Source organism: Sediminibacterium roseum, assembly GCF_009939005.1.
Lineage (GTDB): Bacteria > Bacteroidota > Bacteroidia > Chitinophagales > Chitinophagaceae > Sediminibacterium > Sediminibacterium roseum.
In genome coordinates, this window is record NZ_JAACJS010000015.1 from 339,044 (window position 1) to 356,862 (window position 17,819).

The following is a 17,819-nucleotide window of genomic DNA, read 5'->3' on the forward strand; positions in this document are numbered from 1 at the left end:
CGCAACGTTCACCCATATTGTGATTCCGCGTACGTAACGCTTAACTAGTTTTGACCTAAACTACTGCAACATGAGAAAGCTGATCCCATTGGCGGTGCTGGCTATCGCCTGTATTTCAACGAAGACAATGGCGCACCCGTTGCGCCAGCAGGATTCAACAAAGAACATCCACATCTGGACAAAACACCTGATGAATTTTTGATTGATGAATTTTTAAAACACAAGGTTCTTGAGAAACGACAACAAAAAAATTGTAACCCTGATCGCGCACATAGCGGCGTGGGTCTGCTTTTTTACTTTACCCTACCTCGTCTTTTACCCAAGGATGAGCAATTTCACGATCAGCAACCATACCATCGCATCGATCGTTACAACCAATGTTTTCCTGGTATTGTTTTACTACATCAATACCATGTTCCTCATACCAAAATTCCTGGTAAAGGAAAGATGGTGGGTTTATATTTTGTCGATCGCCGTTTGTCTTTGGATCTTTTTGTATGCGCCAAGACAGATCGCTACGCTGATTGCCGAACCGGAACCTTTTAACCCGGCCAACAGGCCATACATCAAAAACCCGCTGTACAAGGGCAAATATCCATTGGATGGGGCGATGCGCGGCGGGCAAAGACCGGGCAGCGAGGCTTACAACACGATCCTGTTTTTGCTGATCTTCACCGTAGGAACATCCATATCCGTTATCCAGCGCTGGTTAAAAACAGAGCAGAACCGCAAAGAAACAGAGAACGAAAAACTGAACACGGAGCTTTCGTTCCTGAAATCGCAGGTGAACCCGCATTTCTTTTTCAACACATTGAACAATATCTATTCGCTTGCCGTGGTAAGAAGCGAAAAAACAGCGCCCGCGGTAATGAAGCTCTCTGCGATCATGCGCTATATTCTTACGGAAACACAACGCGATTATGTGCCGCTGAGCAATGAAGTGGATTTCATTCACAACTTTATCGACCTGCAGAAAGTGCGCCTCACAGACAAAGTGGTGCTCAATTTTTCAACAGAAGGAAGCATCGATAATTTACTGGTGGCGCCGTTGCTGTTCATTCCTTTTGTGGAGAACGCATTTAAATACGGGGTGAGCACGAAGGAATCGTCGAACATCAGCATCCTGGTAAAAACAGAAGGGAGCAGGATCATCTTCACCTCTGCAAACTATGTTGTTCCGTCGGAAAACAACCTGATGGAAAATACAGGCATCGGCATCAACAATGTGAAACGCCGGCTGGAGCTGATGTATCCCGACAAACACAAGCTGATCACAACGGAAAAAAACAATTACTATAACGTTCAATTAGAGATAGAAACAGCCTGATGATACATTGTATAGCCATTGACGACGAACCCTTAGCACTGCAGTTGATCAACGAATACTGCAGCAAGATCTCTTTCCTCAAACTGGAAAAGACGTTCACCAATACAGACGAAGCGAAAGTATACCTGCAGGATAACCAGGTGGATCTTCTTTTTCTCGACATACAGATGCCCGACATCAACGGTATGCAGTTTTATAAAGGGCTCACACAAAAACCGCCGGTGATCTTTACCACCGCCTACAAGGATTTTGCGGCCGAGGGTTTTAACGTGGATGCGGTTGATTACCTGCTGAAACCTTTTGAATACGACCGCTTTTTAAAGGCCTGCTACAAAGCCAATGAATACCTCGAGTTCCTGAGCACACAGGAACTGCAGCTCAACTCCATTTTTGTGAAGGTGAACTACGAGATCATGAAGATCAACCTGAAAGACATAGAACTGATAGAGGCGCTGGACGATTACATCAAGATTTACATCAAACCCAATCCTGTACTCACCTTAATGACACTCAAGAGCATACAGGAAAAACTACCGGCGCGCGATTTTGTAAGGGTACACAGGTCGTTCATCGTGCCGCTGGCCAAAATAGAAAAGTTCAGTAAAACCAAACTCTGGACGGCAGGCAAAGAGATCCCGATCGGCAGCAGCTACAGCCAGGTATACGATCAACTGCTTGCGTTGTCAAAAACAAAATGATTTCCCCGATTAAGATGCGCTGCTCGCCTATATAGTTTGCATTTGGGCCAACAGGAAAATAAATTTGTGAGGATCATTTTTTCATAAATGTTTCATGCAAGGTTTTGAAATAGGTATTACAGGGATGTTCCCATCCGTTGTAATACCTTTTTTTATGGGCAGCACCTGGGCTCTTTGCAGAAAATCAAGCCCGTGGCTACTACCGGTTCTCAACGCCAAACTCCCTACCTTTGCCCCATGGAATTTCTGAACCACCTCAATATCTCCTCCAACAACGCCGGTGTTTCTACCGGAACGCAATGGATCAACAGCAATGGCGAAACGATCGATTCCTTTTCGCCCGTAGATGGTAAAAAAATCGGATCGGTAACAGCGGCCGACAGGCCCTCGTACGACGCTGCCATTGCAAAAGCGCAGGAAGCATTTGCAGAATGGCGCACCTGGCCGGCGCCGAAACGTGGAGAGATCGTAAGACAGGTGGGCGATGCGTTGCGCGCGAACAAAGAACCACTCGGCAAACTTGTGAGTTATGAAATGGGAAAGAGCCTCCAGGAAGGTTATGGCGAGGTACAGGAGATGATCGATATATGTGATTTTGCCACGGGGCTCTCACGCCAGCTCTACGGCCTCACCATGCACAGCGAGCGGCCCGCACACAGGATGTATGAGCAATGGCACCCGCTGGGCGTCGTGGGTATCATTTCCGCGTTCAATTTCCCGGTAGCGGTATGGGCCTGGAACAGCGCGCTGTCGTGGGTCTGCGGCAATGTTACCGTTTGGAAACCTAGCGAGAAAACACCATTGTGCGGCATTGCCGTGCAAACCATCATTGCAGGTGTTTTTGAAAAGAACAATGTACCCGAAGGCGTTAACGTGCTGGTACAAGGCGGAAGAGAGGTAGGCGAATGGATCAGCCACGACACCCGCATTCCCCTGGTATCCGCAACCGGTTCCACACGCATGGGCAAAGCGCTGAGCGCCGTGGTAGCAGCACGCCTCGGCAGGTCCATTCTTGAACTGGGTGGCAACAACGCCATCATCATATCCAAAAATGCCGACCTCGACATGGCATTGATCGGGTCGGTGTTTGGAGCGGTGGGTACCGCAGGACAACGATGCACCACCACGCGCAGGCTCATCATCCACGAAGATGTTTACGATGCGTTCAAAGCGAAACTCGTAAAGGCCTACGGGCAACTGCGGATAGGAAACCCACTGGATGTGAATTACCATGTAGGGCCCTTGATCGATACGGATGCGGTGAATATGTACCTGCAATCCATCGAAGCCTGCAAACAACAGGGCGGTAATTTTATCGTGGATGGCGGTGTGATGAGTGGTGATGGGTATGAAAGCGGCTGCTATGTAAAACCATGCATCGCAGAAGCAAACAATGATCTCCCGATCGTTCAGCACGAAACCTTTGCGCCCATTCTTTACCTTATGAAATACAAAACCATCGACGAGGCCATCGCCCTGCAGAATGGTGTGCCGCAGGGACTCTCCTCTTCTATCATGACACTCAATATGCGCGAAGCAGAACAATTCCTTTCACACACAGGAAGCGACTGCGGTATCGCCAATGTAAACATAGGCACAAGCGGTGCAGAGATAGGCGGCGCCTTTGGCGGAGAAAAAGAAACCGGCGGCGGAAGAGAAAGCGGAAGCGACGCATGGAAAGCGTATATGCGCAGGCAAACCAACACCATCAACTGGAGCGACAAACTTCCGTTGGCACAAGGGATCAAATTCGATTTGAGCTAGCAACAGATCCGTGATTGTCGTGAACGACCCGTAGATTGTCGCGCCACACCCCCTGCTTTTACACGCGGTGAAATAATTTTATGTCCTAATTAAATCACCATGAAAGACCAGATCCTCGCAGCACTTTCCACCAATACGACGGCTTTTTTAGCGGCCGTTCAACAATTCACCCAGGAGCAATTTAACCAGGTTCCTTTTGAAGGGAGCTGGACAGCCGGCCAGGTTGCGCAACATATTTTAAAGGCCGAAACAGGCATGCCCGCCGTATGGAAAGGCGAATCTATTGCCACCGACCGGCCGGTTGACGAGAAGGCGGGTATATTGAATCATATCTTTCTTGATTTTACCACGCAATTGAAATCGCCCGACTTCATCCTGCCAACAGGTGAGCCGAAGAACAAAACCGAGATCTACGAGGCGCTGAAAAGCAATCGCGCAGCGATCGAGTCGCTCGCCGCGGAGATCGACCTCGAACGCACGTATACCGCGTTCTCCATGCCAAAATTGGGCACACTTACGGGCATAGAGGCCATCACCTTTATCATGGCGCATTCAACCCGGCATGCACAGCAACTCAACCGGATCTACGCGGCCCTGCATAAAGATTAGGGTTATAACCGTACCGCCTACCACTCATGTAATAATCGCATGGCAAGGAAACCTTCTTCGTTAATTGCCCGTTCCCGTTGCAATTAAAACGCTGCTATGAAAAAGATGATGCTGGTGCTATGCCTGGGCGTGCAGATCGCTTATGCGCAAAGCGCTGATGACTCCATCAAAACACAGATCAGGAAGATTGATGGCAACCTGTATTTCATCGACTGCGTCAATGGATTTGGCGGTGGCAATGTTACCGCATCCATTGGTGAGGATGGCATCCTGCTTGCCGATGATATGTACGCCATGATGTCGGCCAGGCTCAGGGCCACACTGGCAACCATCTCGGCCAAACCGGTGCGCATCGTTCTCAATTCCCATTTCCATGGCGATCACATACAGGGCAATTCCGGTTTCAGGGAGTCGGCGGTAATTGTTGCACACAGGAACGTGGCCGCGAGATTGATCAGGAACAATTCCTCGAAAGCCCTGTTGCCGCATGTATCTTTTTCAGACAGCCTCACGATCCGTTTCAATGGCGAAGACATCAGGCTCATCCATTTCCCCTACAGCCATACCGATGGCGATGCCGCGATCTATTTTACCGGATCAAAAGTGCTGCACCTCGGCGATATGTTCTTCTTCGGTATGTTTCCCGCGGTGTATGCAGAGGGCGGGGGCAACATCAGGCAACTGGTGTCATCGATCGATCAATTGTTACAGCAGATCCCACCCGACGCGCACGTAGTGCCGGGGCATGGCGCACTGGCAACGATGAGGGACCTTGCAGACTATGCGGCGATGCTGAAAGAAACCATCGCCATCGTGGAAACAAACCTCAGGAACGGGAAAACGCTCGAACAGATGAGAACGGAAAAAGTGCTGGCCAAATACGATGCCCTGGGCAGCGGCGGCGCACAAACCACAGACCAGTACCTTGGAATGCTGGTGAAATTGTTGACAGAGAAAAAATGATTGCTTAACTTTAACCATAACCAAATCCTTGTTCCATGAAAAATGTGATCGCTTATATGCTCGCCTGCCTGATCGTTGGTACAGGTGTATATTTATTGATGCATTACGTTTTCGGACTTTCTTCAACCGATTCGATATGGAATGCGGCGATAGGCGTAAGCGCGGGATGGGCCGCAGAGGAAATAACAAGGTTCTTCAAGAAGCGGAAAGCAGCCTGAGCCTCTCACAAGATCATTACAAATGAAATGTATTCCCATATTACGATGCAGCGACCCCGAACGGTCGCTGCAGTTTTATACCCATGTGCTCGACTTTACTTTGAAATACGCAAACAACAAGGCAACCGACCCCGTTGTCACGCTCATCAATAACGGGATGGAAATGCAGTTGTGCGGATTTGATGGCAGCACCAGTATCATCATCAATATTCTTGTAAACGATGTAGACGCGCTGTTTGCAAAATACACGGGACGCGGACTGCAACAACCGGGTAAAAAAGGATCGCCCGTTCACCAATCACCCATCGACCAGACCTGGGGCATGCGTGAGTTTTATGTGACCGACACAGATGGGCATACACTGCGCTTTGGGCAACCCATCCAGGAAAAAGGATAACCCATTCATCGAACGGTATAGTCATTTGCAACAATATCCGTATCGGCAAACCTGCGATTGAACAACGACCGGAATGGAACAAACCAAAACACCATCCATGAAAAGAGTTTTACCTATTATAGTGATCTCGCAATTCCTCTGCACTTCCTTGTGGTTTGCGGGTAATGCCATCATGCCCGATATCGCGCAGCGTTATCATATAGAACCCACGTTTCTCGGCCACATCACCAGTGCCGTTCAGCTCGGTTTTATTACGGGAACCCTTGCGTTTGCCGTGTTTACCATTGCCGACCGTTTCTCTCCCGTTCATGTTTTTTTCACGGCATCCATTGCGGCCTCGTTGTGCAATGCGGGTATGAGTATGGACGGCATTTCCCTTAGCGCTCTCCTGGTGTTCCGGTTTCTCACCGGCTTTTTTCTCGCAGGCATTTACCCCGTTGGCATGAAGATCGCCTCGGATCATTTTCAGAAAGGATTGGGCCGCTCATTGGGTTTCCTGGTGGGCGCGCTTGTACTGGGCACCGCGTTTCCGCACCTGCTCAAAAGCTTTACACTTCACCTGCCGTGGCGATCTGTTTTATACGCAACCTCTGTTTTATCGCTGGTGGGCGGCGCTTGCATGTTGTTGTTCGTACCCAATGGCCCGCACCGGAAGCCCGGGCAGAAAATACGGCTCACCGCATTCTTATCCGGTTTCAAAAACGCATCGTTTCGCGGCGCAGCATTCGGTTATTTCGGGCATATGTGGGAGCTGTATACGTTTTGGGCATTCATCCCTGTGATGGTTGCCACCTATCTGCGTTACCATCCCGGAACCGATCTTAATATTTCATTCATCGCATTTTTAGTGATCGGCATTGGAAGCATAGGCTGCGCAAGCGGCGGGCTGTTGTCACAAAGATTCAATACGAGGAATGTTGCGGGGCTGGCCCTGTTTTCATCAGGATTGTGTTGCCTGTTGTCTCCATTGGTGCTGCTGTACGCACCCGTATGGTTGCTGGTGCCTTTTTTGTTGATATGGGGAATGATGGCAACAGCCGATTCCCCACTCTTCTCAACACTTGTTGCCCAGAATGCACCCGGCGAATCGAGAGGCACCGCGCTAACCATTATCAATTGCCTCGGTTTCGCCATCACGATCGTGAGCATCCAGGTGATCCAGGCATTGATGAAAGAATCAAATGCAGTCTACATCTACCTCATGCTCGCGCCAGGACCTTTGTTTGGTTTGCTTGCACTGTTCTACAAAAGAAAAGCTGCAGGCATCGAACCGGAATAAAACCGGTGCAACACCTGCAGCCTTAAAAACTCTTGTTTAATGAAAACGCACCAGGCTTATTGCCTTGTAGCCGTGATCTGGCCGCGGATCTCACCCGTTACGTTTGCCGATGTGGTGAGGATAAAATAGGCATTACCCGCCAACAGTTGCGCTTCCTGTTCTGCATTCAGGGTTGTGGATGTAGAATAGCTTCCTGAACCGGTAAGGCCCGAGCCGAATGACCATGTGGTGATGGAAGTACCGATTTGTCCCACAGCACCCGCAAACAATGCACCGTTGATCGGAGCGCCGCTCAGATTGCTCCAGGTGGTAGTATAGGTTGCCACTTTTGTTTCAGAATTGTACGTACCGGTGAGCGTACCCTGCCCGTTGCCGTTGCTGCTCGCAGGAACCGTTTGCGAACCAGATGCGGTACTGTTCAAAGAGAAAGTAACGGAAGCACCTATGCCTGCATCTTCTTTTGTGCAGCTGGTAAAAAACATTGCAGTAGCAACAGCGATCGTTGCAAGGAAACTCTTTTTCGTAAAGACGTTCATTAGATTTTTCATAAAGGATTTTTTTAGGTTTACTGAATCTTACCCGCTCGCACAGGTTCTAACCACAATCCTAAAAAGTATGTGCCAAGGGGCGGCATTTACAACCACGGATTATTTTTTTAAGAATTCGTTAACGGGGATGTTCGTTGCCAGGTGCCGGGCTTATAGAAATGAGCATAAATCGTGTAATGCAGCATTCCATCAGTCAATCATATGAAAATCAATAACTTACAACAGCTCCTAAGATTTTCATAAAACTCTTTTCCCACGATTAAATAATCATTATCATTACGGAAATTTGTAAGCATAGAAAATACATTTACACAATGATGCATCGTGGGATTGTTTTAGCCATAGTGGCCCTGCCACTTTTTTTCAGTGAGGGTAATGCACAGAACGAATCTACCAATGGGTGGCATTTACGCGATTATTCGCAGGATTCCTATTACGGTATCAGCATCAACAAAGCCTATACTTTTCTCAAGGAAAAACACAAAGCGGGCAAACCCGTGATCGTTGCCGTGCTCGATTCGGGTGTTGATACCACGCACGAAGACCTCAGACCCGTATTATGGCGCAACCCGAAAGAGATTCCCGGAAACGGCATCGACGATGATGGCAACGGTTATATTGACGATGTATACGGATGGAATTTTCTCGGCGGAAAAGATGGCCGCGATGTGAGCCGCGCACCCGATGAAAAAACAAGGATCTACAACCGCCTTAAATTAAAGTTTGCAGGAAAACAGATCGATACCCCTTCACTCCCCGCTCCTGAAAAGGATCAATACACCCTCTGGCAAAAGGTTTGCGCAGAGATCGGCTCCAAAGACCCGATGGATGAGCGCGTAGAGCTCCTGTATGCTGAGGTTACGGCCAAAGCGTTGAAACGCCACAACCTCGTATTGTGCAGGGAAATGGGTGTTGAAGAATATACAGTGAACAAGCTGGAACAGTTCGTTCCGCAAACCAGGCAGGGGCGCGAGGCCAAGCTGGGTTATCTTAAGTTCATGAAATTCATGAAAGTGGATGGCGAAGAAAAGAACGTGACCATCATTTCAGAAATTGAAGAAGAAGTGGAAGGACAAAAAGCCGCCATCGAAGCAAGGGAAAATCCGTTTGATCCGCGGGCGGAGATCATACACGACGATTACTACAATCTTGCAGACAGGTTCTACGGCAACAGCGATGTGATGGGGCCGGCCAATAGTTCCAAACACGGAACGCATGTATCCGGATTGATCGGCGCCGTGCGCAACAATGGCATTGGCGTGGATGGTGTCGCCGATAATGTAAAGATCATGATGCTGCGCGTGGTACCGGATGGAGATGAATACGACAAGGATGTAGCGCTTGCGATCCGCTACGCGGTAGACAATGGCGCGAAAGTGATCAACATGAGTTTCGGTAAATATTTCTCACCCGAAAAAAGATGGGTAGACAGCGCCGTTAAATACGCCGAGCTTCACGATGTGCTCATCGTTCATGCATCGGGCAATGAAAGTACGGATGTGGATGTGAAGGAAAACTATCCCAACTGTTTTTTAAAACAATGGCGCACCAATGCCACCAATTTTATCAATGTTGGCGCAAGCGGTGACCCTAAAATATCCGGCAGCATCACTGCCGAGTTCAGTAACTATGGGAAAGAGAAAGTAGACGTGTTTGCGCCGGGCGTACGCATCTATTCAACGTTCCCGGGCGGCAACCATTATGGCAACCTACAGGGAACCAGTATGGCAGCGCCGATCGTAACAGGCGTTGCGGCCCTGTTGCGCTCTTACTATCCCGACCTTACCGCGGTACAGGTGAAAAAGATCCTGGAAGAATCTACCATCAAACCCGATGCAACGGTGATCAGCATCAAACCGGGATCAAAATCTGAAGAGTTTCCATTCAGCCTGTTGAGTAAAACAGGTGGTATCATCAACGCATACCAGGCAGTGGTAGATGCGGATGCGGCAAGGTTCGCGAGCACGGTTACCGAGCCACCCGCGAAACCAACACCACCCGCAGCAAATACCGCTACGCAAAAAACAACAACCAAAACAAAAAAATAATGGCAAGACCGGCCGAAACAGATTTCCCTGCTTACTTCGCGGGTTATATTTCCAAAGTAAATACCGAAACCATTTCCGAAGCGATCAACAAGTATTCAGTTGCGCTCAATCAGTTCTATACTTCCCTGCCCGAAGCAAAAGCAGACCATGCCTATGCTCCCGGCAAATGGACCATCAAAGAAGTACTCCAGCATCTGATCGATGCGGAACGTGTTTTTTCTTACCGCTTAATGTGCATCGCACGAAAAGAAAAAACATCCCTGCCCTCGTTCGACGAAAACGCCTATGCCGAATTTTCACAGGCAGACAAAAGATCTCTTTCAGACCTCAAAGAAGAATTTACCGCGGTAAGAAAATCAACGGACCTGTTGCTGAATTCGCTGAGCGATGAGCAATTCGATGAAGTGGGCACCTCAAACAACAGCAAGGTAACTGCCAAAGCTATTGCCTATGTGGTATTTGGACACCTGCTGCACCACAAGGAGATCCTCGAAGAAAGATATCTGGGTTAGTTGCGGGTAAGTTGGTAAACCCTGCTCACGGGTATCTCACAAAATCGCACCATTCTTCGTCACAGACCAGTTTACTATACACAGGGTGTTTAAATACCTCTGCGTAATCCATTGCCTTGCCATCAACCCAGATGGTTTTGTATACAAGGCGGATACCGTGACTGTAATCCACCCACCAGTTGATATGCCCGGTGTACAAGGGCTGTATGGGTTTTCCATCAAGTTTGTGCCAACCATAAATGGCTTCGCGATCGGGCCTGGTGTCGCGGGAAACTTTGCCCGAGAGAACAACGTCTTTCTTGATACCGGCGATCAATCCCTTCCTTCCTTTTCTTTGCCCTTCGATGATGAGATGATGCTGCCACATGGTAACCGAGCTGTCGCGGAACGCATACATGGGAACAGGTGCGAGTTTTACTTTCGCCTGCGCGTAAATATCGTTTACCATTTTACGGGTGGGAAGAAAACAGGAAAACCTGTCGGCGATCACCTGGGCGGCCATGGGTGTGAGCGGAATGCGCGCCCAATCTTCGTCCGTGCCCAGGGCAAGGTAATCGGGCGCAACAAAATAATGCGCGCGGATCGTTTTGCCCGTGGCGCTGTCGGTCATCTCTGTATTAACCCTGACGAATTTCCGTAAGAAAGAAGGAATGTTGCCTCCCATGATCTCGATCTTCGCCAGCGAATCGCGCTCGCGCCATTTGGAAGCCGCCACCTGTTCGTAAAAATGCGTGGCCCCTGTGGCTGCATCGCTGCTCCGCACCGGCCAATCCATCCTGCGCGTGCCCGAGCAGGAAAAAAGAAAGAAGGCGGGTATAAGTAAAGCAAAAAATTTCATGGGTGTTTGGTCTTACGGCTGATGAGTCGTGCGCAAGGCTACTTCTATTTAAAGGTATGTGTCAGATCGTTGTTTAAGGTTCTTTAACCACCATGTTCCTGATCCAGACTTCTCCGCCATGGTCCTGTATCGCAAAATGCCCGCGTTCAGACATACCATAACCCGGTGTATCTTTCCATTTACCAGCGGCTTTCTGTTCTTTCCATTTTTCACTCCAGAGATCGTAGGCAACCACTTTTTTCCCGTTGAGCCAATGCTCAATATGTCCCTTGCTCTTTTTGATCACTGTGTGGTTCCACTCACCTGCAGGTTTTGTTGCATCTACCATGGGCGGCTCCATCGCGTAGTTGGCGCCGGTTTTCTGCCATTCTTCAAGCTTGGCAGGATAACCTTTATCGTCGATGAGCTGGTACTCCGGACCGCTGTGGTAAGATGCGGCGAATTCTTCCGTTACCATATACAAAAAACCGCTGTTTGCGCCGGGCGCGATCTTCCAGTCGAACGCAACCTCAAAATCGCCAAACTGTTTTTCTGTGATCAGATCTGCATGCAACGTTTTCGGGTCTTTGTTGCCTTTGTTGTACAGCGTTCCATCTTTCACCAGCCACGAATCGGCGGGCTTACCCTGGTACGTTTTCCATCCTTTGAGTGAAACTCCATTGAACAGGGGCTTCCACCCTTTCGCGAGTTTTTGTGCATCTGAGAACAGGAACGAAATACATCCTGCAAAAACCAAAACAAGAATACGGCGGGCCAATCGGTTCTTCATAAAAAGCGTTTATAGCCGGAAGTTAGAAATAATTAGGCAGTATTGAATGCTTTTACTGATAACTTAGCGGCTCATGAAAAGGATCGGCCTCATTTCGGATACACACAATTTTCTCGACGAAGCGGTATTCCGTCATTTTGAAAATTGCGATGAGATCTGGCATGCCGGCGACTTGGGAACCGCAAAGATCGCCGATGCTTTGAGCGCCTTCAGGCCGCTGCGTGGCGTATACGGCAACATCGACGGAAACGACATACGCAGTGCCTTCCCCGAATCGCTTGCCTGGCAATGCGAGGGCGTGAAAGTATTGATGCTTCATATTGGCGGCTACCCGCCGAAGTACAACCCGGCGGCACGGTTGCTGTTGCAGCAACACAAACCGCAGCTTTTCATCAGCGGGCACTCGCATATCCTTAAGGTGGTGTACGATGATAAGATCAACTGTCTTCACATGAACCCCGGCGCAGCAGGCAACCATGGCTGGCACAAGGTTAGAACGCTGATCCGTTTTGTGGTAGATGGCAGCAATATGACGAACTGCGAAATTGTGGAGTTGGGATCCCGCTCATCGATGGGTTAATGCGAAGCGCTTTTGAGCCGGGCCTTCTTATCAAAATAATTTCCAACAATAAAAGTGATGGGAATGCCGATCATCAGAACAAGGATCAGCATTGCGATCAACGCGTGCTGCAGGTTGAACGGCCCGCGCTTCACAAGGCTCAGGGGCACGATAACGAGGTTGGTAACAACCCATACAAGCAAGGCATAAACCACGGCCGTGATCCATTTGTTGAAACGCATCAAACTTACACGCGGGTACAACCCATAAAACACAAGCACACAGCCCAGCACGATGATGTAATGAAACAGCAGGCCAATGGCCATCATGCCCGCACCGCCTTTCATCGCATCGGCGCCAAACACGCCGCTTGCGATGTATTTTAAAACAACCGGCGCAGGGTTCATGTGCCGCACAAGGTAAAAATGCGTGAACGCACCGAGTATATCGAGGGTGCCCGCAACAAGCACTGCAGTAAGGATCGGGTTGGTTGGCCTGGTTTGAGACATGCGATTTTTTTTAAAAGGTTAGCCGCGGGCCGCAGCCCATATTTTTTGTTGTATAGGAATAAACCGCGAAAAATCACCCGAAGCCAAAAACCTGCTCACCACATCCGCTCACTGATCCTTTGCTGAAACAACCCGCGGTAACTGTTGCTCACAGGAAGTCGCTGCTCGTTGATTTGAACCATGTTCGAGCCGATGTTCCTGATGTGCTGCAGGTTTACGATATACGAGTTGTGTATGCGCACAAACTGCGGCGGCAATACTTCGGCCACGTCTTTCATTCGCTTGTACACGAGGATCTTTTCTTTGGGTGTATGTATCGCTATGTATTCCTTCAATGCTTCGAGATAGAAAACCGAGGCATACTCGATCCTGTGCACCTGCTTACCGCTTTTCACAAACAGGAACCCAGGCATGGCGCTGGTTTCTGATTCCTCGGGTTCGGCCTGCATGAACGACTGCAGCTTGTTAACCGCCTGCATAAAACGTTTGAAGGTGATGGGCTTCAATAAGTAATCCACTACATGGTATTCAAAACTATCCAGCGCGTATTCTGAATAAGCGGTAGTGAAAATAATTTTCTGGTCCTTGGGGATCATCGCAGCCATCTCGATACCGGTAAGCGATGGCATATTGATGTCGAGAAAAATAACATCCACCGTATTGTTTTGCAGGAAAGAAACCGCGGCCATCGCATCGTAGCATTTGCCGGATAAGTGGAGAAAAGGAATTTTACCGGTGTAATCCTCAAGCAGCTTCATTGCGTTCGGCTCGTCTTCCACGATCATGCAGGTAATATTTTTCATAGCGGGATGTTTAATTGTGCATGAAAAACAGGGCCCTCGGTATCGGTCTGCAGGGAATAATCCTTATCAAATAAAAGCTTGAGCCGGCTGTTCAGGTTGCGCAAGCCGGTGCCGTTTTGGTTTACTGGAGATGCTGACGGAACCACCGGGTTCTCGACAACAACAATGAGCCGTTCGTTTTGAACCGATAGTTGCATGGAGATAAAATTATCGCTGCGCAATTTATCTACCCCGTGTTTGAACACGTTTTCCACGAGCGGTATGAGCAGCATGGGGGGCACCAGCACACCATCGGGGATCTCCTCGCGGATGGAAACCTGCAACGGGTAACGCATCCGCATTTTTTCAAGTTCGATGTAGCTTTTGATGAAACTCAATTCTGCGGAAAGGCTGATGCGGTCCTTCGGCGCCTCATCCACAAAATAACGCATGATCTGCGAGAGTTGTTCCAGCAACAGCGCCGTAGCGGGCGACTCGCGCTGGGCAACAAAGTAAATATTGTTGAGCGTGTTGAATAAAAAATGAGGCTGCACCTGGGCCTTCAGTAAGTTCAGTTCCGTTTCCGTATGGCGCTTTTGCAATTGCTCCTGCTTTTGCTTGAGGCGGAAGAAGTTGATCGCAATATTGAACAAAACACTGCTGATGTAAACAAGGATGACCGTGATGAGCGACGACGTTACCAGCGACCACCGGAAAGGTGTTGGCTTCTCTGCAAAGTAAGTATTGTAGATATAGAAGTTGATGTAGAACCTGAGAAATGCAACAACAGGAATAAGTATCGCCACCAGTAAGATGTACACAACTTTATGCCCTTTATCGTACAACGCAGGCAACAGGAAAGAACCGTTGCCATAAATGATCAGCAGGTAAATCGAAATGCTGATGGAAGAGTACAACATCGATTGCAGCAGGGGATCGTAGGGCAGCAGCGACAATACATGTATCGCAAACAATACGATCCAGATGATCCACTGGATGAATGCAAGTGATAACGGTTTTCTCCTCATCGCCATAAGCCAAAACTAATTTGTAAGCGTTCGTAAAAATGAATATTTAAACAAAATAGGGTATTCTTTCAATGGATGAAAGCATTTTGCGCAGTATTCAGGGTAATTGAAAAACAAAACCGTTTGGTTGAATAGCCAGGGAAACCGGCGCCGGGTTTCGCATTTTTGCAGGCAAACAACACACCATGAAAACACTTCCGCTGATACTGTTTGGATTTCTCTGCAGCTTTACCATAAGGGCGCAAAAAAACGATACGCTGGTCATCAAACCTTCCGATGTAAATACCGCGGTACTAAAACCGGGTATGCACCGATGGCTGGTGTATTTTAAAATGGGGAAAGACAGCACCCGCAGCCGCTACCAGCTGTGGAGCCGAAAAATAGACCTTACCAGGTACGAAGGGCGGGATGCCATCAGCGTTACGCAGGAATGGGAGAACAACGATTCGGTGATCCATACGGTGTATACGGTTTGCGACAAAAAAGATTTCTCACCGCTGTACCAGGCTGCATGGTCGAAAGCGCAGGGGAACCTGTCGTTCGACTTCCTGAAAAAAGAAATGAAGATCGAAGGAAAATTGTCTGATGCAAGTGATACGGCTACCGCCAACAAAAGAAGACGCATGGCATTTGAAAAAGCGCTTACAGAATATACGCTCGACTGGCACCTTGACCTGGAAGTATTTCCGATCCTTCCCTACAAAAACAATACAACGTTTGCGATCAATTTTTACGATCCCGGTTTCCCGGAACCCAAGCTTGTTTATTACAAAGTAACAGGCAGCGCAACCCTCCCTGGTTACGACGGGCAACAGATCGATTGCTGGACGCTTGAACACGAAACGAACGACAGGGTGAGGAACCACGAAGTATTCTACATCAGCAAAAAAACAAAAGAAGTGCTTCAGCTTGTGCAGGAGTTTGGCGGGCGGTTCAGGTACAAAGTAAAAATGCCCTTCAGCAATTAATGCCGGTCGATAAGCGTTTGCAGCCGCCTGGCAACTTCAAACGCACCAATTTGCGAAAGGTGGTTGCCATCGCGGTAGAGAAGATGTCCGTCTTGTTCAATCGCAAAACGATTGCCGTTATGGAACACAGGCGCAGGAAAGAAAACGCTCACGTTATCGCTGACCAGCGATCTGAAAAACGTTGCGAGTTCGTGGCTGTGGTTCTCGAACGTGGCTGTATCGCCGGCAAAATCGTTCAGGCTCCTTTTATAGAACCGGGCATGGATCATCAGGTTGTTAAACGGCATTGGGATTTCCGGAACTGGCCCCACAATAATCACTTTCTTCTTTAACCTTGTCAATTCATCAATGGTAAAACGCAACGCTGCCCTGAACATCTTTTTACTTTGCAGTCCCTTGCTGTTTGCCGAATCCGCCTGCTCGTACGCCAACGCTTCCCTGCTGGTGTTGAAGCGCTGGTTGCTCCTGTCTAAAAAATAGGTCAGCCAACGGGCATTGAGCACTACTGTTTTGATTTCTTCGTGTTGGCTGATAAAATGGAAGACGCGGTTGTTCATCACAAACCTGGAACTATCGCCGTTTTTTTTCACACCCAGCAAGGGAGCCATAGACGGGTAGCAACAAACATAGCCTGCGTTGTTACCGGGTGAACGATTAACGGAATCAAAACCCGCGGCCAGCACCTGCGCATGAGAATCGCCCCAGATCGCAACCGCAGGAACTGCCGATGTATCGCCGATGCGGACGGCTACTGAAATGGCGGAATCTTTTGCAACAACATTGTTTTGTTTCAGCATCTTTAACCAAAACTTTTCTTTTAGTACTTCCGCCAGCATTCGGTCGGCGGCGGATCTTTTCTCAAATCCCTTGTAACCCGATAATACTAACCCACCTACCCCCGTTACCAGCAACACCAACATTGCGGCACACAAAACGGCGCGCCTGCTTTTCAACACAGGATGGGGTCTTCTGAAAGGTTGCTCTATGTACCGGTAAGAAAGAAATGCAAGCAGCAACGATACAACCCCGATGATCGCATTGCCCATAAATGTAAGCGGCCGCAACGATAACAACCCGGCGTAAACGATAAGGGGCCAGTGCCACAGGTAAAGAGAATAAGAGATCTTACCCAAAAAAACAAAGGGGCGCGTGCCCAGTAAAAACGCTACGGGATTCTTATGGTTTGTGGTTACCAATAAAATGCAGGCTGCACCGGCAACAGCCATGATTGAAAAAAGAAAGTTGAACGGCCCACTACCCCATCCCATAAAACTGAAAAGGATCAAGCCAATGCCAACTGCGGAAACCACTGCCGGCAAACGGTTTGTGCGTTTCAAACGAACCACCCCGGCTGCTATCATTCCGCCTGCAAGAAGCTCCCAGAAACGGTAGAGGCTGTTGTAAAATGCCTCGTTGCCATCACGCTGAACCATCCAGGAATAGGCACCGAGGGAGACGATAAAAAGAAATACAAGCAGCGCCTTAAAAAAACGCGGTGAAAGAAATTTCCTGGCGCCTGCAACGATGAGTGGGTAAATAAGGTAGAATTGTTCTTCCACAGATAGCGACCAGGTATGAAGTAATGGCATTTCCTGCGCATCTGCACCAAAATAGCCGCGTGTGCTTTTCCAGAAAAAGAAATTGGAACTGAAAATAGAAAGACTGGAAAGGCTGTTGTTGTACGCATGAAAATCATAACTGCTGAATATCAAAAATGCGCCAACGGAAGTGAATACCGTTACAACAAACAGCGCGGGCAATATGCGTCGCGCACGCCTCTCGTAAAATCCCGCGATCGAAAAATCTTTGTTGTCGATTGCGGTCAACAACAGCTGTGTGATCAGGTAGCCGGAGATCACAAAAAAAACATCCACACCCAATAACCCTCCGGGAAGTATGGGAACATGAAAGTGGAACAAAACAACCGCAAGCACCGCAACCGCGCGCAACCCGTCTATCTCGGGCCTGTAGTTGGTAATGGTCTGTTGGGTAGTCTTGCTCAT

Annotated in this window: 20 protein-coding genes; 13 read left to right on the top strand and 7 right to left on the bottom strand. The window is 48.7% G+C overall.

The genetic code is table 11. The features are described 5' to 3' along the window. The first annotated feature begins 70 nt into the window (after positions 1–70). The 9 genes from GWC95_RS19905 to GWC95_RS12630 all read left to right on the top strand — a co-directional run bounded on the left by GWC95_RS19905 (position 71) and on the right by GWC95_RS12630 (position 7,255). Positions 71–202 carry a hypothetical protein gene (locus tag GWC95_RS19905; RefSeq protein ID WP_262886304.1) on the top strand — a complete coding sequence of 44 codons (132 nt, stop codon included), beginning with the start codon at positions 71–73 and terminating at the stop codon, positions 200–202. A gap of 27 nt (positions 203–229) precedes the next feature. Next, the gene (locus GWC95_RS12595) at positions 230–1,327 is read left to right on the top strand and encodes a sensor histidine kinase (RefSeq protein WP_161819084.1); all 1,098 of its coding nucleotides are present in this window, start codon (positions 230–232) and stop codon (positions 1,325–1,327) included. Continuing rightward, a complete protein-coding gene (locus GWC95_RS12600; RefSeq protein ID WP_161819085.1) occupies positions 1,327–2,025 on the top strand; it encodes a LytR/AlgR family response regulator transcription factor in 699 nt (232 codons plus the stop codon). The genes GWC95_RS12595 and GWC95_RS12600 overlap by 1 nt, the downstream gene beginning before the upstream one ends. Positions 2,026–2,262: 237 nt before the next feature. Then, positions 2,263–3,789 (top strand): L-piperidine-6-carboxylate dehydrogenase, encoded by a 1,527-nt coding sequence (gene amaB / locus GWC95_RS12605; RefSeq protein ID WP_161819086.1) that lies wholly within the window; start codon positions 2,263–2,265, stop codon positions 3,787–3,789. Between the two features lie 99 nt (positions 3,790–3,888). After that, positions 3,889–4,398 (top strand): DinB family protein, encoded by a 510-nt coding sequence (locus GWC95_RS12610; RefSeq protein WP_161819087.1) that lies wholly within the window; start codon positions 3,889–3,891, stop codon positions 4,396–4,398. Positions 4,399–4,494: 96 nt separating this feature from the next. Then, entirely contained in the window at positions 4,495–5,361 is an 867-nt protein-coding gene (locus tag GWC95_RS12615; RefSeq protein WP_161819088.1) for an MBL fold metallo-hydrolase, read from the top strand. 35 nt (positions 5,362–5,396) lie between these two features. Further along, complete coding sequence (locus tag GWC95_RS12620) at positions 5,397–5,579, top strand: hypothetical protein (protein WP_161819089.1); 183 nt, start codon at positions 5,397–5,399, stop codon at positions 5,577–5,579. Between the two features lie 22 nt (positions 5,580–5,601). Further along, positions 5,602–5,976 carry a VOC family protein gene (locus tag GWC95_RS12625; RefSeq protein ID WP_161819090.1) on the top strand — a complete coding sequence of 125 codons (375 nt, stop codon included), beginning with the start codon at positions 5,602–5,604 and terminating at the stop codon, positions 5,974–5,976. 97 nt (positions 5,977–6,073) lie between these two features. Then, positions 6,074–7,255, top strand: coding sequence for an MFS transporter (locus tag GWC95_RS12630; protein ID WP_161819091.1), 1,182 nt, complete (start codon positions 6,074–6,076; stop codon positions 7,253–7,255). 56 nt (positions 7,256–7,311) lie between these two features. Here the strand turns inward: GWC95_RS12630 and GWC95_RS12635 are convergent, their stop codons facing one another. Continuing rightward, entirely contained in the window at positions 7,312–7,803 is a 492-nt protein-coding gene (locus GWC95_RS12635) for a CHRD domain-containing protein (RefSeq protein WP_161819092.1), read from the bottom strand. 314 nt (positions 7,804–8,117) lie between these two features. On the opposite strand from GWC95_RS12635, the gene GWC95_RS12640 reads away from it, so the two are divergent. Beyond that, positions 8,118–9,851 (top strand): S8 family peptidase, encoded by a 1,734-nt coding sequence (locus GWC95_RS12640; protein WP_161819093.1) that lies wholly within the window; start codon positions 8,118–8,120, stop codon positions 9,849–9,851. Next, positions 9,851–10,363, top strand: a complete 513-nt coding sequence (locus GWC95_RS12645; protein ID WP_161819094.1) for a DinB family protein — start codon at positions 9,851–9,853, stop codon at positions 10,361–10,363. The genes GWC95_RS12640 and GWC95_RS12645 overlap by 1 nt, the downstream gene beginning before the upstream one ends. Positions 10,364–10,388: 25 nt before the next feature. Here GWC95_RS12645 and GWC95_RS12650 read toward each other — a convergent pair whose 3' ends face one another. Further along, positions 10,389–11,201, bottom strand: a complete 813-nt coding sequence (locus tag GWC95_RS12650) for a hypothetical protein (protein WP_161819095.1) — start codon at positions 11,199–11,201, stop codon at positions 10,389–10,391. Positions 11,202–11,274: 73 nt separating this feature from the next. Next, positions 11,275–11,970, bottom strand: a complete 696-nt coding sequence (locus GWC95_RS12655) for a 3-keto-disaccharide hydrolase (RefSeq protein WP_161819096.1) — start codon at positions 11,968–11,970, stop codon at positions 11,275–11,277. Between the two features lie 73 nt (positions 11,971–12,043). Here GWC95_RS12655 and GWC95_RS12660 point away from each other — a divergent pair, with 73 nt between their 5' ends. Beyond that, the gene (locus GWC95_RS12660; RefSeq protein WP_161819097.1) at positions 12,044–12,550 is read left to right on the top strand and encodes a metallophosphoesterase family protein; all 507 of its coding nucleotides are present in this window, start codon (positions 12,044–12,046) and stop codon (positions 12,548–12,550) included. On the opposite strand, the gene GWC95_RS12665 is transcribed toward GWC95_RS12660, so the two are convergent. From GWC95_RS12665 to GWC95_RS12675, 3 genes are all read right to left on the bottom strand, one after another. Then, entirely contained in the window at positions 12,547–13,038 is a 492-nt protein-coding gene (locus GWC95_RS12665; protein WP_161819098.1) for a hypothetical protein, read from the bottom strand. The two genes, GWC95_RS12660 and GWC95_RS12665, sit on opposite strands and share 4 nt — an antisense overlap. Positions 13,039–13,133: 95 nt before the next feature. After that, positions 13,134–13,841, bottom strand: coding sequence for a LytR/AlgR family response regulator transcription factor (locus GWC95_RS12670; RefSeq protein WP_161819099.1), 708 nt, complete (start codon positions 13,839–13,841; stop codon positions 13,134–13,136). Beyond that, positions 13,838–14,854, bottom strand: a complete 1,017-nt coding sequence (locus GWC95_RS12675) for a sensor histidine kinase (RefSeq protein ID WP_161819100.1) — start codon at positions 14,852–14,854, stop codon at positions 13,838–13,840. Before GWC95_RS12675 ends, GWC95_RS12670 begins: the two co-directional genes overlap by 4 nt. A gap of 179 nt (positions 14,855–15,033) precedes the next feature. On the opposite strand from GWC95_RS12675, the gene GWC95_RS12680 reads away from it, so the two are divergent. After that, positions 15,034–15,816, top strand: a complete 783-nt coding sequence (locus GWC95_RS12680) for a DUF3108 domain-containing protein (RefSeq protein ID WP_161819101.1) — start codon at positions 15,034–15,036, stop codon at positions 15,814–15,816. On the opposite strand, the gene GWC95_RS12685 is transcribed toward GWC95_RS12680, so the two are convergent. Beyond that, positions 15,813–17,819 (bottom strand): acyltransferase family protein, encoded by a 2,007-nt coding sequence (locus GWC95_RS12685; protein WP_161819102.1) that lies wholly within the window; start codon positions 17,817–17,819, stop codon positions 15,813–15,815. The two genes, GWC95_RS12680 and GWC95_RS12685, sit on opposite strands and share 4 nt — an antisense overlap.